Here is a 19,098-nt window from a genome sequence, read left to right as displayed (position 1 = left end):
CTTCTCTGTGTGGCGAGCCCAATGCCGCGTCAATTTCGCCAAATTCGTCACGTTGCTCTTTGTTGTGCTTCATCGTGGACCTGTGCCCCGATCCATTGCCGCCGCCGAAGGCTGCAGCCGCGCGAGCGTACACGGCGCGACCAATATCGCTTTAATATTATTAACTTAGGTTGATCGACCATGATCGCATTTGTTATATCTATAGAGCTTACGGAAAGAGTATCGGGGCGGCGATGCAAGATCTTGAATACGAAAGCGTGGATCTCAGCAGCACAAAAGATGAGCCGGACATTGGCCGACCCAATGAGGCGCTGCGAGTCCGGCGCACAGCAGATGTCTTCGCCGCGATCGAAAATCTCTGCGAAGATTCCAGTAAACGGATAGGCGAGTATTGCGCGGTTTCGTCCGGCCGACGGCGCAACTCGCCGCTAGGGGACGAAATCCGTTAATCTACGAGGTTGTCCAAGATTGATGCAGCGGCCTACGTCCCGCGCATGGAACACGATGTGACGATCAACCGATATGGCGAGGCGCGAGAGCTTATCGGCAACGTCGTTCGCTTTCATGCTGTCAGAGCTGGTGAACCGGTCTTCGTGGAGATCGACCTGATCCAATGGACGTTGATCCGCGACCGTCATCCTGCAATCGATCGGGCGCTCGCGTTCGTCGAGAGCCTGACCGCGGAAGGCTCTTGGCAAACGTCTGACGGCGTGCGCAGCGTCGCGGTCGCAATGGGCCCGCTTATCAACTACGGGTCGCCTGAAGAGATATAGGACGATCATCGCTCACTCCGAATCGCCTCGAGCACCGTCTCGCCTCGTTCGCTACGCTTGCAGGATCTATCGAGAAGCCTCATCGCGATTAGAGCGTGGCGGCAGCTCACGAAGCCGGCGCCGGGCCCCTTACCGACTCCGACCCCGCCGCTGTGCGTGTATTAGCCGCACGGCCAGATCGGCAACGCGCGCGGCGCGGTTGACAACCTCGTCATAGCCGTCATGCCAAGCCTCATAGGTCGCGCTCCCTGACTGACGTCGGCAGACGGTGCGCGGTGTTCCTGCGAGCGCGGCGTTTGCGCGATCGCCTCCGGCGCGCTGGACATGGTCAGGCATACTGCAGTCTGCCTTCTGCGAGCCCGCATTCAGTCGTCTAAGTGCATCACACATCAGCATATTTCCTTAGTGGCTGCGACTCGGCGACAGGAGGTTTGAATGGTCTGCTATGGGGCTGAGGAGACTGTAACCCGCAGTTCGCCCCCTGGAGGACCGGCGATATGCCTTTGAGGGTTCAGCTGAATGATCGAAGACCCGGTCATGTAGTCCCAAGAACTCTCTCGGACCCCATCGTCGCGTGGGCCATGACGAAGGAGGCGATAGAGGAGCTTTGGATCCTGCCCGACGATCGGGATTATCACAGCGCAGAGGACATCTCGCTCGGGATCGTGGTATTGCTGTCTGGGTGGGACAATCCGGACGCGAGCGTGAAAGCCGATGTGATGCAACGGTGGGTTGATGTTGCAGTAGCTTGGCGGAAGCAGGTCGCGGTCGCGGCGGGGATCCCGATCGGCCTGCGGACGATTTATCCCGGTAACTTTCGGGAGCTTGCGGAAGTTCGAAAGAATGGCACACGCATTTTTCTCGCGATCTAACCGAATGATCATCAGCGCATGCCTCCGCCAAAGGCAGCACCGGCCGAGCGCCATCTTCGAGGCTGCGCCGCGAGTTGATGACCAGGCGGACCCCGTTCATGTACTGCTTGGCCAGCAGCGCCCACCCGGCGCGTCAGGCCGCATGCTCCCGGCTGGCACCGCCGCGGCCGTCCGCTACCGGGCCTGATCCGCGAGCTTGGCGATCCGGCTGAGGCGCGGCGCGTGCTCGAACGCCGTTTGAGGATGAGCGTCTTGCGGCGCGGGAGGCCGAGCGCGCTTGCCCGCTGACATTCGAAGAGAAGCTGGCGCGCGTCTCGGCTGGCGCTGGCATTGTCACCGGTGTGCCGATCAGCGAATCCGCGCCCGACATGACGCTCGGCGGCATCGCGACGGGGGCGATCTGATGTCGTCGATCCTTTTGTCGCGCCTATTCGGCGCCCGCCGCGCGGTTCACGCTGTGCTTCCGGTAGCCACGGTATCGCAGCGGACGCCTGGGCCGCTTCTTGATGCTCTCGATCACCTTTTCGCGAAGCATCGCGGGCACAAGCAGCACCAGCGCGAAGGCTATCGGAACGAAGAAAAAGGCAAGCTTCATCACCATGCTAATTCTAACTGGGGTGCTGGCGGGCCGTTCCGGCTAGTGTCGCTGACCTGCCGCGAACCCGGGATGAATGCCTGGGGCGTTGCGGCTGCCGCGCGTGACAGTTGCTGCAACTTATTCCGCAGCCTTGGCGCTGCTGCGCGGACCTGTGGTTTGCTCACGACCGTCCTCGATCGAAGCGTCTTCATCATGCATCACTGGTGACCATCTGCCACTTTCATAGGTGGACGGACCAGCTGGTGGATGCAGGATTGCGGTCAGGACAGCAATAAAGCCGCCAACGCCAATCAAGATCACAGCACCGACGATCCAGGAAGCGTTCGCGGTGACTTCCAAAAGCATGCTGGCGCTCCTGAAACCCTTCCTGTGCCGGGCTCGGCCCGCGCAATTTCGCTTTTTGCCTATTCTCACCCGGTGCTGCCAGCCTTCTGGCGGCAAATGGCGTCGGATTTCTGCCAGACCGTTTCGGCGGCAAGCCAGCATGAGCGCCGATCTTCTCCGGCGCCTTATTGAGGGCGGCACACCTGTCGCGCTCATCGCTGAGGTCGCTCAGGCCCTGGGCGAGGCGGCTGCCAATCAGCGCAACCTCGATCGTCGCCGCGCCGCCGATGCCGCGCGTCAGCGGGCCCGCCGCGACCGCGAAAAGGAAGCTGCGTCTTGTGACGCCACGTTAGGTCAAGTGCCGTGACCTAACAAAGCGCACGAATCCCCTCCCTTGATAAAAACCCCCAAACCCCCAAAATTAATCCCACCTCGCACACAGGGGAGGCGCCCACGCGTGTACGCGAGGCGGAATCCCGGCTGGCATCCAGCCGCTGAGCTTCGCCATCGCCATCGCCTCGACGCCTGGACGCTCCGAGCCGCCCGCTGGAAGGGCACGCCGCCACCGCCGGACGTGACCCACGCCTGCTGGCTGGGATTCCTCGACCAACGCAAGAGCCATCGGAAAGCCGTCAAGTTCACCGACCGAGCCCGACCGCTCAGTTCCAGTTCGCAGACTTCGATAGCGACGAGATCGTCGCCACCTACCGTCTCGAGGAGCAGGAATGGCGCTGCGGGAAGAGGCTGTTTCGCGCAGTCTTCCTCGGCCGACCTGATCAGCCCTGCACTTGATATTAGTTTTTCCAGCGCGCTGTGGAAGCGGGGAGGCTCTTGGAAAGGTGGTAATCTAGGTTCGAGTCCTAGCCGCCCCGCCATCGTTGTGCTCTGTCGTAATCAAGCCTGCCCGATCGCACCATCTGGCCCACCTTTGCTCGACAGCAACCTTCGCAGCCGTCTTGCTTGAAGCCTCCCCAGCGCCTGACGTGTCCACGTATGGCATATGCACAGCGTCTATCTTGAATGCCCAGCAGCAGGGTTCGGCCGACCGCTGCACCACATGGCCAACGCACAGCTGACCGCTATAGGCCAGTTCAGCATCAAGGGAGCCGGTGTCCCTTTCCCAGCGTAGGCGTGTCATAGCGCCATAGCCTCGCGAAGCGGCTCGTTCCCGAGTGTCATTTCGCTCCGCCTTCAGATGTATGGGCCTGCCTGCACATTTCTCGAATCTGCCTCTTCAGCACCCCGCTGCTGAAGTGAGTATGGACGTGGGTGTATCCCTCCTCGACTAGTTTAGTCACCACGTTGCTCCACCCGGCGCAGGTTCCGGATGCGGCGAGTTGAAACGCGCGCTCGACTATATTCCGTTGCTCGCTCAAGCTTCGGCTCCGTTATCTTCGGCTGCGCAGCCGGTGTCGCCAGTCGTTCGCGCGCAAACCTTATTGATTTGAGAGCGGAGCAGCGGGCTGTTGAGGTAAGTGTCGACGGCATCATAGTTCTCGCGCTTAAGTCGCGTCCCAACATCCCGCCAATCTCGACATGACCCCTCCTCAGCGAGTTGAAAGGCACGTTCGAGCAGCGCTGGTCGGTTTTCCATTTTCGCAGGCAACAGCGTGGCGCAATTACGTCAATGTACTAGGGCACAGTCGGTTATGCCTTGGATACCACCAAACACCCTGCGCTGCCTTCCCAAAGGTTGAGCGTGCGCCGCCTTAAATGCGCGCCGTCGATGCTTCCTTCGCTCCGCCGCCGCTGCGCCGGCTGCCCGACGATAGGGCTGGCAAAGAGCGTGAGCGCAACGAGTTCAACCCGCCACGGAAGCTCTACAATACCGCCCGCTGGGGTGCCCTGCGCCTGTTCGTACTCGCTCGAAATCTCTTCAATTGCCCGATGTGCGACCGCATCGAGGGCGACATCGAAGCTGACGGCAGACCATGATCGCCCGCAACGTGGCGATCTGAAGCTGTTTTGGGATCCGGAAAACTTGAAAACTTTTTGCTCCTCGCCCTGTCATTTGAAACACAAACAGCGGCAGGAGCAGGCACCGGAGTTCCGCTAGATCAATTCAACCTCGTTATCGGCGGTTCGGCTTTCACGATGGCTTCGGCAGGAAACTGGCCCTCGTGCTTCTTCATGCCCTCGAACCATATCGTCCACACCTGGTTCGTCTCGATCATGCTATTGCCGACGTGGACAACCGTCATAACCGGCCCGCCTGGCACACGCGAGGCCGGTGCTTTGCACGCCCAATATGTCGTGGGACGGCTTTTCCGGCAGCTATTCGCGATCGGTCGGCGGGGTTTACCTGCGCGACGGCGGCGCATTCGATGTCACGAAGTTCACGACCGAATATCACGACACGTCGGATAACGGGAACAACAACGACCTGCAGCCGACGTACAGCTATCCCAACGCGGTGATGACCGCCGACGTCACCGGCTACCAGGTTTGGTGGACAAAGCTTGACTGGGTGACTCTCAGTTGACTCAACGCTGTCTTTTGGAGGCGGGGTTGGCGAACGGATGGGGCTTTCGGAGGCGGAATGGGCGGTGATCGCGCCATTGCTGCCGTCAGAACGCGGGCGAGGTTGTCGACCTGCGGGCGATAATAGGCCGTATTTCGAAGGCATGTGGATGGCGCGGACGGGCTCGCAATGGCGGCATCTGCCCGACGATTACGGCAACTGGAAAGGCGTGTTTTGGCGTTATCGGCGCTGGGGCGCGACAGGCGTGTTCGACGCCCTGCTCTAAACATTGACCGAAATGGCGGGCCGAGAGAGGTCGGACGACATGATCAACAGCACCATCGTCCGAGCGCATCACTGCGCTGTCGGCATAAAAAACGGTCTCAAGCGACCGAGGCGCTCGGCCGATCGCGCGACGGCTTCACTACGAAGCTCCACGCCTCCTGCGACGGCAAAGGTCGGCCGCTCGGGATAGTCCTGACGCCCGGCGAGGCCCACGACGTGAAGGGCTTCGGGCCGCTGTTCTGAATGATCTCCGACAAGGCGAGAGCCCTGCTGGCCGATCGCGGCTACGATGCCGACGCCATCCGCGAGGAGATCGCCTTTCACGGCGTCCAGGCGGCCATCCCCGCCACCAGCCAGCTCTCCATGACCGCGACAAGTACCGCCAGCAGCCGCGTCGAGCAGCTCTTCTCCAAACTTCAGGACTGGCGCCGCAACGCCACCTCTATGACAAAACCAGAGAATCCTATCTCGGTTTCGTCAGCATCGCTTCAGCACTGCTCCGGCTGCCCTTTGTCCACGAAGCCTAGCCACCGGCGCGAAAGGCTCCATCGATGTACGTCGAAAAGGCCTGGACCGCCCCCAACGGGGCAGCGTGTACTGTGCATCGCGTGCAGTCAGTCATTGTCGAGGGCGGGCGGAATATCGCGGCTGTCAACGCCTACAACGCTCCCGAGCAGCAACTGATCGGCTGGCAGAAGCGCCGCCCTGTCCCGTACAGCGCATTCTTCAGCGCGGGCGGGCCGGTAATGACGGTGATCGCCTATCTCATCAGCGAGGAGGGGCCGCCTGCCGGCGGCGTCATCCGCGACGCCCCCCCGCGTGAAAAGAAGGCCCGCCGTGCTGTGCGCTCGGCGGGCCAAGGCTCGAGTCGGAAAAGAAAAGCAGCCGCCAGTGGCGAACACGTGCCGCGAAAGAAGGCCCCAAAAGATGGCCCGCCGACGGGTATCAGCGGGCCAATAGTGGGAGTCCTCTTCCTTGGACACCTCTCCAAACCGTCAACTGTCAAAAAGTTCAGCCTGCTGCGCCGCGGATAAGCGCTGGCCCAGAAAATGACCCGCTGGGTGTCACGATCCAGCGGGTCAGTTCCGGTTTCAGACCCAACCAACCGGTAGCGTGCCAGTGGCCTGCCAGTTTGGGCAAGCAGGCCACCGTAAGCGGCACGCGCCCGTCCGGCCGGGCTCTGCTGCTCTACTGCAAAAACCTGACCAATCCCTTAATTCGTCATCCCGTTCGAAAGGAGCGCCGTTGGACGCTGCCACCAGCCTCACCGCGCGTGCGGTCGCAATGGGGCCTCAGATGCTTTCCCCGCCCAGCTTCCACGGAGGGTGCCTGTGTGCAATATCTTTCTGACGACAAACATGTTCTTCTGGGCGGCATGATGACGGGCAAGCAGGCGCACCGGATCTGGCTTCAACGGCGCTACGACCACCCGCTGCATCCGGTCACCCTCTATCGCGCCGTGACGCTGTTCGCCGGCTGCGGGCTCATGCTACGCTGAGGCGCTATATATCTTGGGCTGGAATCCGACCGTCCGATCGCGGTCGCGCGCGTTGCGCTAGCAAAGCGCTGGCATGATCCGATCGCTTGCTTTTGTAGCATCATGTGGATGTCGATCGCGATCAACGGCGAGGTGGGCATCGAGTGGCAGCTGCGGCGCGCTCCCTTGCTGACCGACATGTGGTCGCGCTGGCAAGCGCTCGCGCGCCCGCTGCTTGTGCTCATCCTAAGCTTCGCAGCAGCGCTCGCCGCCGTCGCCCTACGGTGACCCGCATGGCCTTAGCAGGGGCAGCCGCGTCCGTGGCAACCGTTCCAGCGACCTGAGCCTTGGACATCACTTCCCGGCTGGGCCGTTCGTCGGGTGCATCCTCGCCGTCATCATCACGCGCTGCATCATCGTCCTGAACACCGAAGGGCGGCGGCAGGTCTTTCTCGACATCTTCGTCTCGGCCCTTTCAGTCCTGCTGACGGCGATCTGGGTGCAGAGCCACGATCTCGATCTGCTGGCGGCGGGTGCCCCGGGCGTCAGCATCGCCAGCCTCGGCATAGGCGTGATCAGCATCGCGAAGAGCGCATTTGCCGGCCGATTCAAGGCCGCCGTCGACGCCTTCATTTCAGGGGCACCAAGCCCCTGATCCATCACGCCGCGGCTGCCGGCGCTTCTTACGTTGCGGAGACGGTCATGACCTATATTCCGGACCTGCTCGCGCGCGAACTCAACATCACGCCCTTCGGCCCCGGCACGAGCAAGGGCGCGCTGCTCCTGCAGGAATATCTCAATCACAACGGCTTAGGGTCGTGGTCGATGGCGACTGGGGCCCGGCAACGTCGCGAGCTCTAGCCTCGCCGCATCCCGATCCAACGCGGGTGAGGCCTGACACGCTGTCGCGCGTGCACAGCCGCTGATCCGCATGATTAAGCCCTTACAAGCCAAGACGTCGCTGGGGAGCTACCATTGTGGCGACCGCGCTGGTGCACCTACGCGCGCATCCGATCGAGATCGGCGGGCAGAAGGCTCGGCCGTTCGTCCGCGCGTAGATGGATGGCTACAAGTTCAGCGTCAGCGAGGAGAAGCTGCGTTCAGCGGTGGAAGGTCGGCCACAGCGATGAGCGGGTTGAGTTCTTTCTCAGCCGCGAAGAGGACTAGGCTCAGCGCTCGACTGTGCGGCGAGGGCGGCCGGCGAAGCCACCAACTACCGGAATGGCCCGCCCCGGAATGCGCAGGAAGGAGCCGGAGCGGGCCAAAAGACGCGGTGGTGTGGGTCGCATCTTCGCAGGTCAAACTGCGCGCTCGATTAGATGTTTCGCCAAACTGCCTGAATTGATCTGCATCATGACGATTCCGAGCTTCGGTGGCTTATTGAGCAGCCGGACCGTGCGCTTGTGATCATATAGACCACCAGGCCATTCTCGCTCAGAAGTTCTTTAGCTGCGGCTCTGCGTCGTCACACCACAACTGAGACAGCGGCACCCATTCCGAAAATCCTCTGCCGAACGGCTCGCAAAGCAAAGCCTGCCCGCAGATCTGTACGATTCTCATAGCTCGGTCACGCCCCGTGATCCGCACGACTTAGCCAAATCGGTACCGCCGCATGTCTCCGTCCCTTACGCTTGCCCGCCGCTGTCAATCGCACTGCTGGAGCGTGGCGAATATCGCCTAGTGAACGGCCCGGTTGTGCGACGGCGGCGCGCTGCTCACCCGTGCGCCGCCGTCTGACCCTACCGTCTGGCCACGGCGAGGCTGATTTCCGATACCGCCGCCAACCTGATTCCGCTATTCTCATGAATGACTACTGAGCTTCTTGCCCTACAAGCCGAGCCAGACGAAATGGCGCTCGCTTCATCGGGAGCCAGCGCACACCAGGCAAAATTAGAGGCGCGTTATCGGGCGCTCGTTTGGTATCAAGACGGGGGAACGCCTCCGTGACACTATGGATAGGAGAAAAAGCCGCTCGCAAACATTGATCCTATCCACGGTGGCGCTGTCGCAGGTGTGAGATGGGTAGAACATTTCGAGCGCTGGTGATCGAAGATGACGATGACCTTCGGTTTGTCATCCGCCTTGCGCTTACTCGAAACACCGGTTTCGAGCTCACCGATTTCTCAAATGCCTTCGATGCGATTGAGACATTACAAACGCTAAGGCGTCCGTTCGACGTGGCGATAGTAGATATGCACATACCGGGGATGTCGGGTCCCGATTTCGTCAAAGCGATGCGGGGGATTCCTGTTCATCACGAGACCCCGGTGATTTACATGACTGCGGCGCTATTCCGCATCGATGAACAGAACCTCTCCGACCTTTATATACACGGTGTCATTCCAAAGCCTTTTGAAGCTCTAAGGCTTCCTGAAATGGTTCAGGGGCTCCTGGAGCAGGCAGACGGCCGTGGTCTGAGCGCCAACGGCGAGCGCTATTCTGACGCCAGACCAGATCTGAGGCCAAGCCGCTGTACTGAAAGCTCCGGATTCGAGGCATCCGACCCAAATGGCTATGTTTCCCGCGTAAGCAGCGAAAAGCGCCGTGCAGGTTCCGACAATCGCCAGGCCAATTGGGGTCGGCCCCATTTCGTGGCACCGCCTCCGCGAGGTAACAGCTCGTCGTAAGACCGTTCAGGATCCAGCTACAGGCCGAAGCGAGCCGACAAGTCGCTCGTTTCAGCTGGTACCAGCGCGATCGCGTTTGTCCCGTGACGCGACAGCCCGCCCCGTCATGGCATCTGCGAACGCCCTCGCAGTACCGACATCCGGATAATGCGCGACTGGCACGAACTGCCCCTGACGCGTGCCGGCAGCGCCGCGGTAGATATGTCCCGCAGCCCACCAACCCCGCCGCGTCAGCGCTGGCTCGATCTTCCACTCTTTGTCGGCCTCGCCCATGGGTCTCTCAAACCCCGCGCGATGTTCATCAGGCGCTTACGCACTCAATCATCCGCCCATGACCAAGTCCACTGATCTACCTCGGCCGGTGCATGATTGGACCTGAAGTAGTCTCGCAGCCCATCCGTAAGGTGCCTGGCCACGTCAGGACAACGCTCCAGCAGCCCGATCGCGGGCAGCGAGGAATCGCACGGTGGCTGCAGCAAAGTCCTCATTGCCCTCTACCAATAAAGCCTGGCGTTCGCCCAGACGGGGTCAATCTCCCGATCGCGAAGCGTATCCCACAGTTGCTGAGCCAGGTGGTCGATCAGCGCTTCCCGGTCGTTCGTCGTACAAAGGTGGCAACGATTCCTCACGGTTGAGATTGCGCTCGACATCGCCGATCTTGCGTCATGCCCATCATAGCCTCGAACACCGTGACAGGCTCGCGCTTCGCGAGTTCGGACGGCTGGGCTTCTTCAGACAAGTATATTGTCCGTTCTCTGATTCAGGGGCGTGAAGCCGGTGAAAGCCTCGATCGCTGTCGGCGGCGCAAGATAGTGCTCGCGATGGCTGGCATTGTATGGGGTCAGAGACTGCCGGCTGGCATCATCAAATGCAGTCTCACAAGTGGAGGGCCGCGGCCCACACGGTCGGCGGAACATGGTGACCCGATAGTGTGTCGGCGCCTTTGGCCGATCGGTGTCGACCGGCCTTGCGAATCGGCCTGCGGCGTCCCGGCGCATCACAGCCCGAAAAAGACCGAAAGCACCTGCTCGTCAGGAATCGGCGCGAAGATCTCCAGCTGCGAGTCGAGCCGGATGCGGTCGGTGTCTGTCATCTCGTAGAAGACGTCATCGATCTGCTTGCCGAATGCCGACACGCTGCGAGCGCGGAAGATCGCGTCGCTTTCGCCCTCATAATTCTCGATCAGATCATATTTGTAGGCTGGGCGCAGGTCGTCACTGATCGGCTCGACGCCGGGGATCAGTCCGTCGTTTCTCATGGCGCCTCCTTGGCTGCATGAGAACAAAAATGGAACATCGCGCGCGATTCGGTCAAGCGGCGCTATGCGCGTTTAGAACCGGTCAGTTAATGGCTGACCCGGTAAGGCTTGCCGGTGGCATCATCGATCCACTCAATACGCCCCTCGGAATCCATGCTGACCGACTTCCGATAGTGATAGTCGGCGCCTGTTTCCCAAGCGTCATAGAGGCCGTCTTCGCCCTCAGCGGTGTAGGGATTGAATACATCTAGCGGCGCCCCTTCACAGTAGGCCGCATAGCCCTCGCGGAAAGCGGACATCTCGTCGGGCGACTTGCTGTCTGACATATCATGCACCTCGGAGCGCTGCATCGATGCCTGCCTTCCAATAAATTGCGTGTGGGCGTTCGGGCATGATGTCGGCGATAGCATCATTCATATTATCTGTCGGCTCGCGCATGGCTTGCAGGATCAGCACTGCCAAATGCCGGTCGTGATTGCTGTTTTCTCCGTCACTCAGGAATTCGACCCGATAAGCATCGGCCACCACCATAGACCTCCGATCGATCATGGTTTCAACCATCGATGCCTCCATTCACTGCGGAGCGGCTCGGGGCGCGCCTTCTACGGACCGTAAGCTTTATAACGAGAACGAATGATCGTCATCCCCCGTTAATGAGCACTAGGCCAGCGCGGGTGGTATTGTTCTTGAGTGGGCTTAGAGGTCGGTATATGGGCGGTGAGATCACAGGCTGCGACGGATCGGCAGCGCTGCTGCTGGTGACCGCCCTTATTGTGAACCTTGAGACCCGCGGCGGCAAAGTTGTCGGCCCGATCGAGAAGACAGTTTCAGACCTTTTGGCTCGAACATCCGACCCGTCTCAACGATCAGCGCTCGAAATTGCCCTGGACGTTGTTCAAGGCCTAAAGGGGCAGATCTAGCACGAGCGGAGCGGCGAGGGCATTCGCCTACCCGCGCCGCTCCTACCACGACCTCTTCGGGGGAATGGCGTCATGGATCCCGGCATCATACACTGGCCTCACCCCGCTTGATAAGCGCCATTTGGCTTGGACTCTGCCCTAATGCTGCACCAGTGATCAGAAGCTGATGCTCCGAACCGAATCCGCGGGCTTAGGTGTTGCGGCCTCGAATGACGAGCCAGACCATATATCCCGTCATCGCGCTGGCAACGAGCGCGAGGCAGGCGAAAACGAACGTGATTTCGTTGACGCTAAGGTTGGTCAACGGGCCGATCATCATCGCCGCTGACCTCCCCACCATAGCAATGTCGGCGCGAAAATGATCGCGAGGGCTCCCCATACGGTGGCGATATGCTCAGCGCCGACTCCGGCTAGTGACATGCTCACCTCGCATATGATCGCCATCAATATCGCGCCGAGCACAAACACGGTAATGCCCCGATCCAGTCTGAAGCTATCCACTCGATCCTCGCAGTTCTGTGTGAGGCCAACATATGGCGTTAGAGGAAAGGCGCCAATCCATTACGAGAACTGACCCCCGCGTCGTGAAGCCCACGCGCGCCGCCATGCCTTTACGGCACAACCGAGGACACCACTAGCAGATCACTCGGGTTGCCGCTCATCGACACGGTATCTATCTCGGGCCTGCCCTTCCCTCTATACGCCGCCTTTGACCGGTCGCTTATCACTGTGGCGGACCGTTTGCTCATCGGCACTGGTGACGTTTTTCTATCGGAGGCGACGAAGCACCTCCGTTTGGACATCGTGGGACTCTTAGGCGGGACCCCGACGTTGGGCTATTTTAGCTATTCGCCTGGCGATGGTGGAAGCGTCAGCGCGTCTGTCGGCCAGATAGCACCCGCAGCCAACTCACCCACCGCGGTGCCGAAGGGCGCGATATGGGCACTCATGGTCATCGGCTTTGGCGTTGTCGGAAATGGCATGCGTCGCAGGATTTCAAATCAGACCTCGCGTTCGGCACGTCCGATTTGATCTTAAAAGGCCGACCATCGGGCGGTTCGTTCAGTATGCTAACGGCCACCATCGCTCGATTATAACTTTAACAAGCCGCAATGGTTCAGCGCGCTGTGACATACGCACGTCGCGCCGCACCGCCGGCAACGTACCCTCGTCTAGCGATCTAGCACGCAACCCTCTCACGGCGAAAACAAGTATTCGAAACCCGTAGGGTCACCCTTCTTTTGTTTTGAACTCCTTAGAGGAAATTTTTGAGGCGATTGTCTCAAATCATTGTCTCACAGTTTGTCTCGCACCGAAGTCGAGCCGCGGACACGAAAAAGGCGCTCAGCCGAAGCGAAGCGCCCTCTCAAGATTCGTAACTCGGTCGAAGGTTTACTTCGCCTTCTCCACGTCGACGGTAGGAACCTCGACATCGGCCTTCGTGGTGCCAACCTCGACCTTTGGGACCGTGACGTCCGTCTTTTTCATACCAACATCCACCTTGGCGGTGTCGACGTCGAACGCTGGAGCTTGACCTCCCTCAACGGCGACCTTTGGCAGTTTGGTTTCTTTGGTCTGATCAATATCGATCAGACCGAAAGCAAATGCGGCGATCACCGCGACGACCGCGATCACTGCGACGACGATAGCTGCCGTTGCACCGCCGCTGCGGCGCTCCTCCACGACATAAGGCCTGTTGTCGACCATTGTGTCTCTCCTGGTCTTGTTAGCGAACCGCGCCGCGGCGGAACATGTTGACGATCGCGAGCAGAACGACAGCACCCAGGAACGAGACGAAGATGCTCTGGAGGCTGATCATGCCGCTGGTGATTGGCGCACCGCCGATGAAAGGCGTGATGATGAAGCCAGCGAGAAGCGCACCAACAATGCCGACGACAACGTTTAGCACAATGCCCTGCTGACCATCGGTGCGCATAACGATGCTGGCGACCCAACCAATGAGGCCGCCTACAATCAATAGAAGAACGATACCCATAGCCTGTCTCCCAATCGGTATTGGCTAGACAGTTACGAAACAGAAATGTTCCACGAGTGAACCATTCTCAATAAGCAACCTAAGTCGAGATTTCGCGTTTTGGCGTCGGGACGAAGCATGCTCCCTCGTTGCCAAACGATTGCTTCGTCCCACCCTTGTGTGGCTTTCAATGCACTACGCATATGGTTTGAGACACACCTCGCGACTGCTTTTTCCATGTGCCTCAGGGGTAAGAACCGTCACGCCGCGGTGTGGGGTTACTCACGACAAGCACTACTGATTTGGATGGCGTTCTGTCGCGCTCCGAGCGGAGTATCTCGATCGAAAGACCGGCTCAACATAGGCGATGTGGTGGCGCCACTTTGCCCGTGCCAGGCGCTGTGGCTGAAGTGTGGGGATGGGACGATACCTGCCTTACGACCGCATTGGACACCCGCATTGGAATGCCTCTGAAGCGTGTTGGGCGCGTCGAGATCCTTGGCCGAGTGGCAGACCGGCGCCGCGTGTGGACGCCTGAGCAGAAACTGGAGCTGATCGCCGAGATGGAGTGTTCGATAACGTCGCATAAGCAAGCGCTTATTTTTGAACGCTGCGAACGGATATTGATAGCGAGGGTATCAGCCTGAATCTCGGCCATACCCCGAGAGAGATGTCGACCAAGCCCTGCGGACGTCATCGCTAGGACGGTTCGATCAAAGTGGCAGAAGCCACAGCAGTTTGGAATATTAACCTCCCGCGTTTTGACGTCGTTCATACTTTGGTCCAAATTGAATGATAAATTTATAGTCCTCTTCTAGCCAACCCTACTGCCCAACGCCGGCGCATATTGTAGGCAGCTCCAGAGCACTGGCTAACGTCGTTAAATATGGTTAACACCACTTCTGCTTACTTATTTCCATCTTGTGCAATGCGGTACGCATCTGTATTGGGTCAGCCGGAGGAACCATTTCAGTCGCTATGCGTAGGGCTGTTCGCAGGGTTCAGTCTCAACAGCGCCGGAACAGGTGGCAGTTGATCGAGTAAGCGGAGATGGGTCATGTCACTCGAGATCAACGACGGGATGGAGCGAATCATCGCGGCGTTTGAGGACGGGTGGGCGTCCGGTGCAATGTTGGGCCTTCGTGAAGTCCCGTCGGCTCTCGAGCCCTCTCTGCACGACTTTTGGCTGGATGGTTTCGAAGCAGCCATTGTTGAGAGGTCGATCGACGACATCAGCTTGACTGTGCATTGATCCGACTCATTTTTAAGCCGCCTGTCTCGGTGACCAGTTGAAGTCAGCACCCGGAAAGTGGTCGGCGATTAGGTATTTCACCGCTCTGCGTTGAACGGTTAGACTTCGCCTTTTTGCGCCTCTCGGCTTTCGAGATGAGCCATCACGACTTCGATATGCGCATCCTGCGCAATGGCGTCGCGCCGCCACAAGAACAGAACTATGTGGATGATCGCGTAGAGTGATATCCCCATAACAAAAACTAGCGCAACCATCTCAACGCATCCTACTTCGTTCCGCGTCCTCCTCTATAACCATGAAGCTAACAAGCTGCTAACGCGACCTCGCGTCAGAAGTTAAAAGGAGCGGCAGGGTGCCACTAGCAAACGCCTCGGCCCGCCGGCCGAACCTCAACCAGGCCGGCGGTTGCAACTTAGGGCATCGGGCCCACCGCCTGGACAGCGCGGCTGCTCGATCGAAGCGCCGAGGCAAGTGCTATTAATGGCACCCACAGGAAAAAGCCGCCAATTGCATAGAGCAATGGCCAATCATGCAAAGCCATAACTGCATATACGGCAAGCGCCATCCCGAGAATTGGGATCGACGTGATGAATGCAGCGGCGGCTGCCCCTACGATATACCAATGCCATTGAATAGTCAGATATGTGAACACGATATATGGCGCGTAGAAATACGCGGCGATGAACCACAAGATACCAGCCAGCGCGAACAGCATCGAGATAAGGGAGCGCATAATATCAACTCTCATCGCGGTCGATGCCTCCTGACGGTCCCATACTAAGCTTTGCGTTCGAAAACTTACTCACGGCAAATTGCGATAGCGATATTCAACTATCCTCTGAATGCGCCGAAAATAGCGGGAGTCGATGAGCCTTCGCAATCCTGTTCGCACGACCGGCTCTGCAATGTGCGACACAAGAAAGCTCAGGCCAATCACGGCAAAGAGAGAGAGTGCCAGCGCTACCCAGCGCGACAACCCAGCCCAGCTCGATACCCGCAACAACCAGGCTCCAACCACATCGTGGAGCAGATAAAGTGGGAAGGTCGCCAGTCCCGCCGCTCGCAGACAAGGTGATTGCCACCGATGACCATGCAATTCTCGTTTTACGGCAAGGATCAGGAATCCCACGCTGGCCACCCAAGTGACCGCGGCGATATGCGACAGCCACGCAGGTCCCGCAAGCGTAACGGGCTCACGTCCCGCATCGAGGATCTCGACATAACCTGCTGCCATGCAGGTCAGGATGACGAGCCATAGGCCGCGACCGGCCTTAGTGCCTTGCAGCGTCCATAACAGTCCGCCAATAGCAAAAAAGCAGCCGTGTCGAATGAGCAGAAGTCTGGCCAGCATCTCATCGATATGAGCTACTGGAAATATTCCGATAGGGAGAGCTGCAAGCCAGTAAGCTGAGCTCAGCAAACCGACGAGGCACAGAGCGAGATTGATCCAAGCGAGACGGCCGATAACCAGAAGTACGAACATCAATGCGTAGAATGAAATCTCCACGCCGAGAGTCCAATACACCCCATCAACCCAAGGCCCTTTAGGCCAGAATACCAGGCTCCTGACAGTCATGCCGATAATATCGCTCGGCATGAACACCGAGAAATAGATGAGGACTGCCGCCGTGACCGGCGCACAAATCCACACAGCGGGCACCAGCCTCAGCAGGCGGCTTCGAAGGAATCGCCATGGCCCACCTGTTGCGGAATAAACTATGACAAAACCTGATATGACGAAAAATATTTCGACGCCGACCCAACCAAGCGACGCAATACTTTGGATGCTCTCGTAGCTATACCGCCCAAGAGATACGGCCTTCGATGTGCTATAGGCGGCTTCCGGCGCCCAAGACCAGAACGCGAGATGGAACATCGCAACCGACACCGCCGCAATAAAGCGCAGGGCATCAATTTCACCCAGGCGGACTTTATGCACTGATTGCTCGGATGCCGTAACTCTGACCCGGCCCGGCGCAGCCGCCGATCGAAATACCGGTTAAACGCCGACTATCTCGTTCGCCTTCCAAAAGAGAGGTTTGCCTGATTGTGCGAGATGTCGAGCGCAAGCATCGTTGCCTTTGGCGTGCATTGTCACATGCGCCCAAGCACTTCAAATCGTCAATGCGACTATGTCTGGCCATCCGGATCCGAGGGGGCCGGCCTGGGGATCGGCAAAGAGGTGGAATGTTTGTGCTCGTTCCGGCCCTGCACCGCTCTGAACCTCTCATAAGCCGGGGGTAAGACGAAACCATTAGGAGGGCCGGGTCGAATGCGGGACCGGACGCGACCAGCTCTGCAACTTTCGAGCTAACGCATCAACGCCCTTCGCTCTTTCAAGTCTGATCTTGCGGTGCACGAGGCCGCCAGCGACAACGAGGCTGCTGATGAACAGTCTGACTGCGTTCTCAACTTCAGGCAGAGAAATGAACGCGCCAGCGTGAAGGAGAGTCAGGAAGCCCCCAAAGCCGACGGTCGCTATTTCAACTCGACGCGACGGCGGGCGATAAGCATAAAATCGATAGGCGAGAGTCCAGAAGCACTTCGCTGCGAACTGCCTAAACATCGTAGCCGCTCCAACGGAGATCAAGCATCGAGCTCGCCAAGGCGGGTCGCGACTGACGCTCCGAACAAGCCATAGAGCCGTGATAAACCGCGGATATGGAGCATCCCGCTGAAACAAGACGCAAGTGATGCCAGATCGCCAGTAAAGGATGCGATCTCTCCAATCGCATTACCTTGAACAAGCGCCCCCGAGCTGCCGTCCGCACGCCCCGTCCCCCATATTTCCCCAGGCCATGGCGGGCATTCGCCTGCGCAATGACACGCGCATCTCTTATATTGAAACCGCCGGAAGATCGAATATTTCTATCGGCACATTTGGATGAAACTGCCGCAGCGCATCCTATTTTGACACAACAGTTAGTAAGTTTCGTGAGGATGACGCGCAGGTTGCAACATATCTGAAACAACGGTCCGAAATCTTAACGGAGGTTGCAGATTTTTCCTGACATCAATGCTCACGGGTCCAACGCCTCGACAGGTTGTTGGACGACTATATGCATTCAACCGTACTGAAGTCCTTCGCACGCACTCACACATGCGGTATGGAAGACACAGACCTGTCGTACGCTTCATTGCTTTTGACAGGGGGGGGGTAGGGGCACATGGCAGTATTTGTGGATCACGAGACAGTCAGGTTCGGTTCAACCTTGGTAAAGCTGACTGACATTGATCGTGTCGAGGTCAGATCCCGTAAGCCACACAGTCGCGCCGTTTCCTGGGTCGCCTTTCTGCTCGCGATTTTCATGTTTCCTATGATCTTCGTTGCAACCACTAGCAGCGACAGATTCAACGCATTAATAATGGTGCTCGTCTTTAGCTTGGTCGCGTGGATATGGTGGCAAAGGGCGAAGATCGTCGAATATAGCCTCTACCTGATTACGGGATCGTCTGAGACAAGAGCCTGTGGCTCGCGTGAGCATCATGACATTGTCCAGATGCGCGAGCAGATTGAACAGGCAATGTCCAGTTACACATGACATCAGCACGGTGCGCGCATTTTTCTTCGCTCATTTACGCTGCGTCAGTTGAACTTCCCAGGCGAGCGCATGGGCCACGATCGTATCAAGATCGGCCAGCCTCGGCTTCCACGGCGTCGTCGCCAGGATGCGGCTGTTGTCGGCGATCAACGCGTCGGGATCGCCCGCACGCCGCGGTTCCAGCTTGCGCACGATCGTCTGGTTGGTCACGCGATCGACCGCGTCGAGCACTTCCAGCACCGAAAAGCCACGGCCATAGCCGCAATTCATGATGTGGCTGGTCGCCGGATCGGCGATCAGGGTCTCGAGCGCGTGGATATGCGCCGCCGCCAGATCGCTGACATGGATATAGTCGCGCACCCCGGTGCCGTCGGGCGTCGCATAATCGGTGCCGAACACCGCGACCGATTCGCGCTTCCCCGTCGCCGCCTCTACCGCGACCTTGATCAGGTGGGTCGCGCCCGCGGTCGACTGGCCCGAACGGCCTTCGGGATCGGCGCCCGCGACGTTGAAGTAACGCAGCGCGCAATAATTCATCGGATGTGCGAAGGCGACGTCCTTCAGCATCGCCTCGGTCATCAGCTTCGACATGCCGTACGGGTTGATAGGCACGGTCGGCATATTCTCGCGCACCGGGCTTTCGTCCGGAATGCCGTAGGTCGCGGCGGTCGATGAGAAGATGAAATGCTTCACCCCGCCGGCCACCGCGCTGCCGATCAGGCTGCGGCTCTTGG

The 19,098-nt window shown here is 59.0% G+C and carries 29 protein-coding genes; 16 read left to right on the top strand and 13 right to left on the bottom strand.

The genetic code is table 11. The annotated features are described in order from the left end of the window. Positions 1-458 precede the first annotated feature (458 nt). Positions 459-773: a hypothetical protein gene (locus tag EOD43_RS17705; protein ID WP_127745389.1), complete on the top strand. Its 315-nt coding sequence runs from the start codon at positions 459-461 to the stop codon at positions 771-773. A 581-nt stretch (positions 774-1,354) separates the two neighbouring features. Next, complete coding sequence (locus EOD43_RS17700; RefSeq protein ID WP_127745388.1) at positions 1,355-1,645, top strand: hypothetical protein; 291 nt, start codon at positions 1,355-1,357, stop codon at positions 1,643-1,645. 427 nt (positions 1,646-2,072) lie between these two features. Here the strand turns inward: EOD43_RS17700 and EOD43_RS23730 are convergent, their stop codons facing one another. After that, positions 2,073-2,240, bottom strand: coding sequence for a hypothetical protein (locus EOD43_RS23730; protein WP_164857307.1), 168 nt, complete (start codon positions 2,238-2,240; stop codon positions 2,073-2,075). A gap of 120 nt (positions 2,241-2,360) precedes the next feature. Further along, positions 2,361-2,588 carry a hypothetical protein gene (locus EOD43_RS17695; protein WP_127745387.1) on the bottom strand — a complete coding sequence of 76 codons (228 nt, stop codon included), beginning with the start codon at positions 2,586-2,588 and terminating at the stop codon, positions 2,361-2,363. Here EOD43_RS17695 and EOD43_RS17690 point away from each other — a divergent pair. From EOD43_RS17690 to EOD43_RS17675, 5 genes are all read left to right on the top strand, one after another. Further along, positions 2,587-2,934, top strand: a complete 348-nt coding sequence (locus EOD43_RS17690) for a hypothetical protein (protein WP_127745386.1) — start codon at positions 2,587-2,589, stop codon at positions 2,932-2,934. The two genes, EOD43_RS17695 and EOD43_RS17690, sit on opposite strands and share 2 nt — an antisense overlap. 158 nt (positions 2,935-3,092) lie before the next feature. Then, on the top strand, positions 3,093-3,359 hold the full coding sequence (locus EOD43_RS24285; RefSeq protein WP_476712815.1) for a hypothetical protein: 267 nt from the start codon (positions 3,093-3,095) through the stop codon (positions 3,357-3,359). 921 nt (positions 3,360-4,280) lie between these two features. Further along, the gene (locus tag EOD43_RS23910; RefSeq protein ID WP_206363587.1) at positions 4,281-4,502 is read left to right on the top strand and encodes a hypothetical protein; all 222 of its coding nucleotides are present in this window, start codon (positions 4,281-4,283) and stop codon (positions 4,500-4,502) included. 295 nt (positions 4,503-4,797) lie between these two features. Further along, a complete protein-coding gene (locus tag EOD43_RS23720) occupies positions 4,798-5,049 on the top strand; it encodes a hypothetical protein (protein ID WP_164857305.1) in 252 nt (83 codons plus the stop codon). A 37-nt stretch (positions 5,050-5,086) separates the two neighbouring features. Further along, complete coding sequence (locus tag EOD43_RS17675) at positions 5,087-5,314, top strand: transposase (RefSeq protein WP_127745384.1); 228 nt, start codon at positions 5,087-5,089, stop codon at positions 5,312-5,314. A gap of 68 nt (positions 5,315-5,382) precedes the next feature. On the opposite strand, the gene EOD43_RS17670 is transcribed toward EOD43_RS17675, so the two are convergent. Beyond that, positions 5,383-5,637, bottom strand: a complete 255-nt coding sequence (locus tag EOD43_RS17670) for a hypothetical protein (protein WP_127745383.1) — start codon at positions 5,635-5,637, stop codon at positions 5,383-5,385. Positions 5,638-5,864: 227 nt separating this feature from the next. Here EOD43_RS17670 and EOD43_RS17665 point away from each other — a divergent pair, with 227 nt between their 5' ends. The 6 genes from EOD43_RS17665 to EOD43_RS17650 all read left to right on the top strand — a co-directional run bounded on the left by EOD43_RS17665 (position 5,865) and on the right by EOD43_RS17650 (position 9,417). Next, a complete protein-coding gene (locus EOD43_RS17665) occupies positions 5,865-6,347 on the top strand; it encodes a hypothetical protein (RefSeq protein ID WP_127745382.1) in 483 nt (160 codons plus the stop codon). Between the two features lie 299 nt (positions 6,348-6,646). Further along, positions 6,647-6,811 (top strand): hypothetical protein, encoded by a 165-nt coding sequence (locus EOD43_RS24000; protein WP_240653323.1) that lies wholly within the window; start codon positions 6,647-6,649, stop codon positions 6,809-6,811. A gap of 108 nt (positions 6,812-6,919) precedes the next feature. Next, entirely contained in the window at positions 6,920-7,078 is a 159-nt protein-coding gene (locus EOD43_RS23995; RefSeq protein ID WP_240653322.1) for a hypothetical protein, read from the top strand. Positions 7,079-7,289: 211 nt separating this feature from the next. Then, positions 7,290-7,445, top strand: a complete 156-nt coding sequence (locus tag EOD43_RS23990) for a hypothetical protein (RefSeq protein WP_240653321.1) — start codon at positions 7,290-7,292, stop codon at positions 7,443-7,445. Between the two features lie 47 nt (positions 7,446-7,492). Continuing rightward, a complete protein-coding gene (locus tag EOD43_RS23715) occupies positions 7,493-7,651 on the top strand; it encodes a hypothetical protein (RefSeq protein ID WP_164857304.1) in 159 nt (52 codons plus the stop codon). 1,181 nt (positions 7,652-8,832) lie between these two features. Next, a complete protein-coding gene (locus EOD43_RS17650; RefSeq protein WP_164857303.1) occupies positions 8,833-9,417 on the top strand; it encodes a response regulator in 585 nt (194 codons plus the stop codon). Positions 9,418-10,414: 997 nt separating this feature from the next. On the opposite strand, the gene EOD43_RS17645 is transcribed toward EOD43_RS17650, so the two are convergent. From EOD43_RS17645 to EOD43_RS17635, 3 genes are all read right to left on the bottom strand, one after another. Further along, entirely contained in the window at positions 10,415-10,675 is a 261-nt protein-coding gene (locus EOD43_RS17645) for a hypothetical protein (protein ID WP_127745379.1), read from the bottom strand. Positions 10,676-10,761: 86 nt separating this feature from the next. After that, a complete protein-coding gene (locus EOD43_RS17640) occupies positions 10,762-11,025 on the bottom strand; it encodes a hypothetical protein (protein ID WP_164857302.1) in 264 nt (87 codons plus the stop codon). Further along, positions 11,003-11,236 carry a hypothetical protein gene (locus EOD43_RS17635; protein WP_127745377.1) on the bottom strand — a complete coding sequence of 78 codons (234 nt, stop codon included), beginning with the start codon at positions 11,234-11,236 and terminating at the stop codon, positions 11,003-11,005. Before EOD43_RS17635 ends, EOD43_RS17640 begins: the two co-directional genes overlap by 23 nt. Positions 11,237-11,385: 149 nt before the next feature. Here EOD43_RS17635 and EOD43_RS17630 point away from each other — a divergent pair, with 149 nt between their 5' ends. Continuing rightward, on the top strand, positions 11,386-11,595 hold the full coding sequence (locus tag EOD43_RS17630) for a hypothetical protein (protein WP_127745376.1): 210 nt from the start codon (positions 11,386-11,388) through the stop codon (positions 11,593-11,595). Between the two features lie 190 nt (positions 11,596-11,785). Here the strand turns inward: EOD43_RS17630 and EOD43_RS24070 are convergent, their stop codons facing one another. From EOD43_RS24070 to EOD43_RS17620, 3 genes are all read right to left on the bottom strand, one after another. Then, complete coding sequence (locus EOD43_RS24070) at positions 11,786-11,914, bottom strand: hypothetical protein (RefSeq protein ID WP_276318206.1); 129 nt, start codon at positions 11,912-11,914, stop codon at positions 11,786-11,788. 1,073 nt (positions 11,915-12,987) lie between these two features. After that, on the bottom strand, positions 12,988-13,302 hold the full coding sequence (locus EOD43_RS17625; RefSeq protein WP_127745375.1) for a hypothetical protein: 315 nt from the start codon (positions 13,300-13,302) through the stop codon (positions 12,988-12,990). Between the two features lie 19 nt (positions 13,303-13,321). After that, on the bottom strand, positions 13,322-13,591 hold the full coding sequence (locus EOD43_RS17620) for a GlsB/YeaQ/YmgE family stress response membrane protein (RefSeq protein WP_127745374.1): 270 nt from the start codon (positions 13,589-13,591) through the stop codon (positions 13,322-13,324). Positions 13,592-14,627: 1,036 nt separating this feature from the next. On the opposite strand from EOD43_RS17620, the gene EOD43_RS17615 reads away from it, so the two are divergent. Continuing rightward, positions 14,628-14,822: a hypothetical protein gene (locus tag EOD43_RS17615; RefSeq protein WP_127745373.1), complete on the top strand. Its 195-nt coding sequence runs from the start codon at positions 14,628-14,630 to the stop codon at positions 14,820-14,822. 98 nt (positions 14,823-14,920) lie between these two features. Here the strand turns inward: EOD43_RS17615 and EOD43_RS23710 are convergent, their stop codons facing one another. The 3 genes from EOD43_RS23710 to EOD43_RS17605 all read right to left on the bottom strand — a co-directional run bounded on the left by EOD43_RS23710 (position 14,921) and on the right by EOD43_RS17605 (position 16,761). Further along, on the bottom strand, positions 14,921-15,076 hold the full coding sequence (locus EOD43_RS23710; RefSeq protein ID WP_164857301.1) for a hypothetical protein: 156 nt from the start codon (positions 15,074-15,076) through the stop codon (positions 14,921-14,923). A gap of 158 nt (positions 15,077-15,234) precedes the next feature. Beyond that, positions 15,235-15,555, bottom strand: a complete 321-nt coding sequence (locus EOD43_RS17610; protein WP_164857300.1) for a hypothetical protein — start codon at positions 15,553-15,555, stop codon at positions 15,235-15,237. A gap of 69 nt (positions 15,556-15,624) precedes the next feature. Then, positions 15,625-16,761: an acyltransferase family protein gene (locus EOD43_RS17605; protein WP_127745371.1), complete on the bottom strand. Its 1,137-nt coding sequence runs from the start codon at positions 16,759-16,761 to the stop codon at positions 15,625-15,627. Positions 16,762-17,989: 1,228 nt separating this feature from the next. On the opposite strand from EOD43_RS17605, the gene EOD43_RS24235 reads away from it, so the two are divergent. After that, entirely contained in the window at positions 17,990-18,364 is a 375-nt protein-coding gene (locus tag EOD43_RS24235; protein WP_420822460.1) for a DUF6232 family protein, read from the top strand. Between the two features lie 30 nt (positions 18,365-18,394). Here EOD43_RS24235 and galE read toward each other — a convergent pair. Next, a partial coding sequence (gene galE / locus EOD43_RS17600) for a UDP-glucose 4-epimerase GalE (RefSeq protein WP_127745370.1) occupies positions 18,395-19,098 on the bottom strand: 704 nt, incomplete at its 5' end.

This window comes from Sphingomonas crocodyli (assembly GCF_004005865.1).
In the GTDB taxonomy this organism is placed as follows: Bacteria; Pseudomonadota; Alphaproteobacteria; order Sphingomonadales; family Sphingomonadaceae; genus Rhizorhabdus; species Rhizorhabdus crocodyli.
Note: the sequence above shows the minus strand (reverse complement) of the source record. Positions and strands in the feature narration are given on the sequence as shown.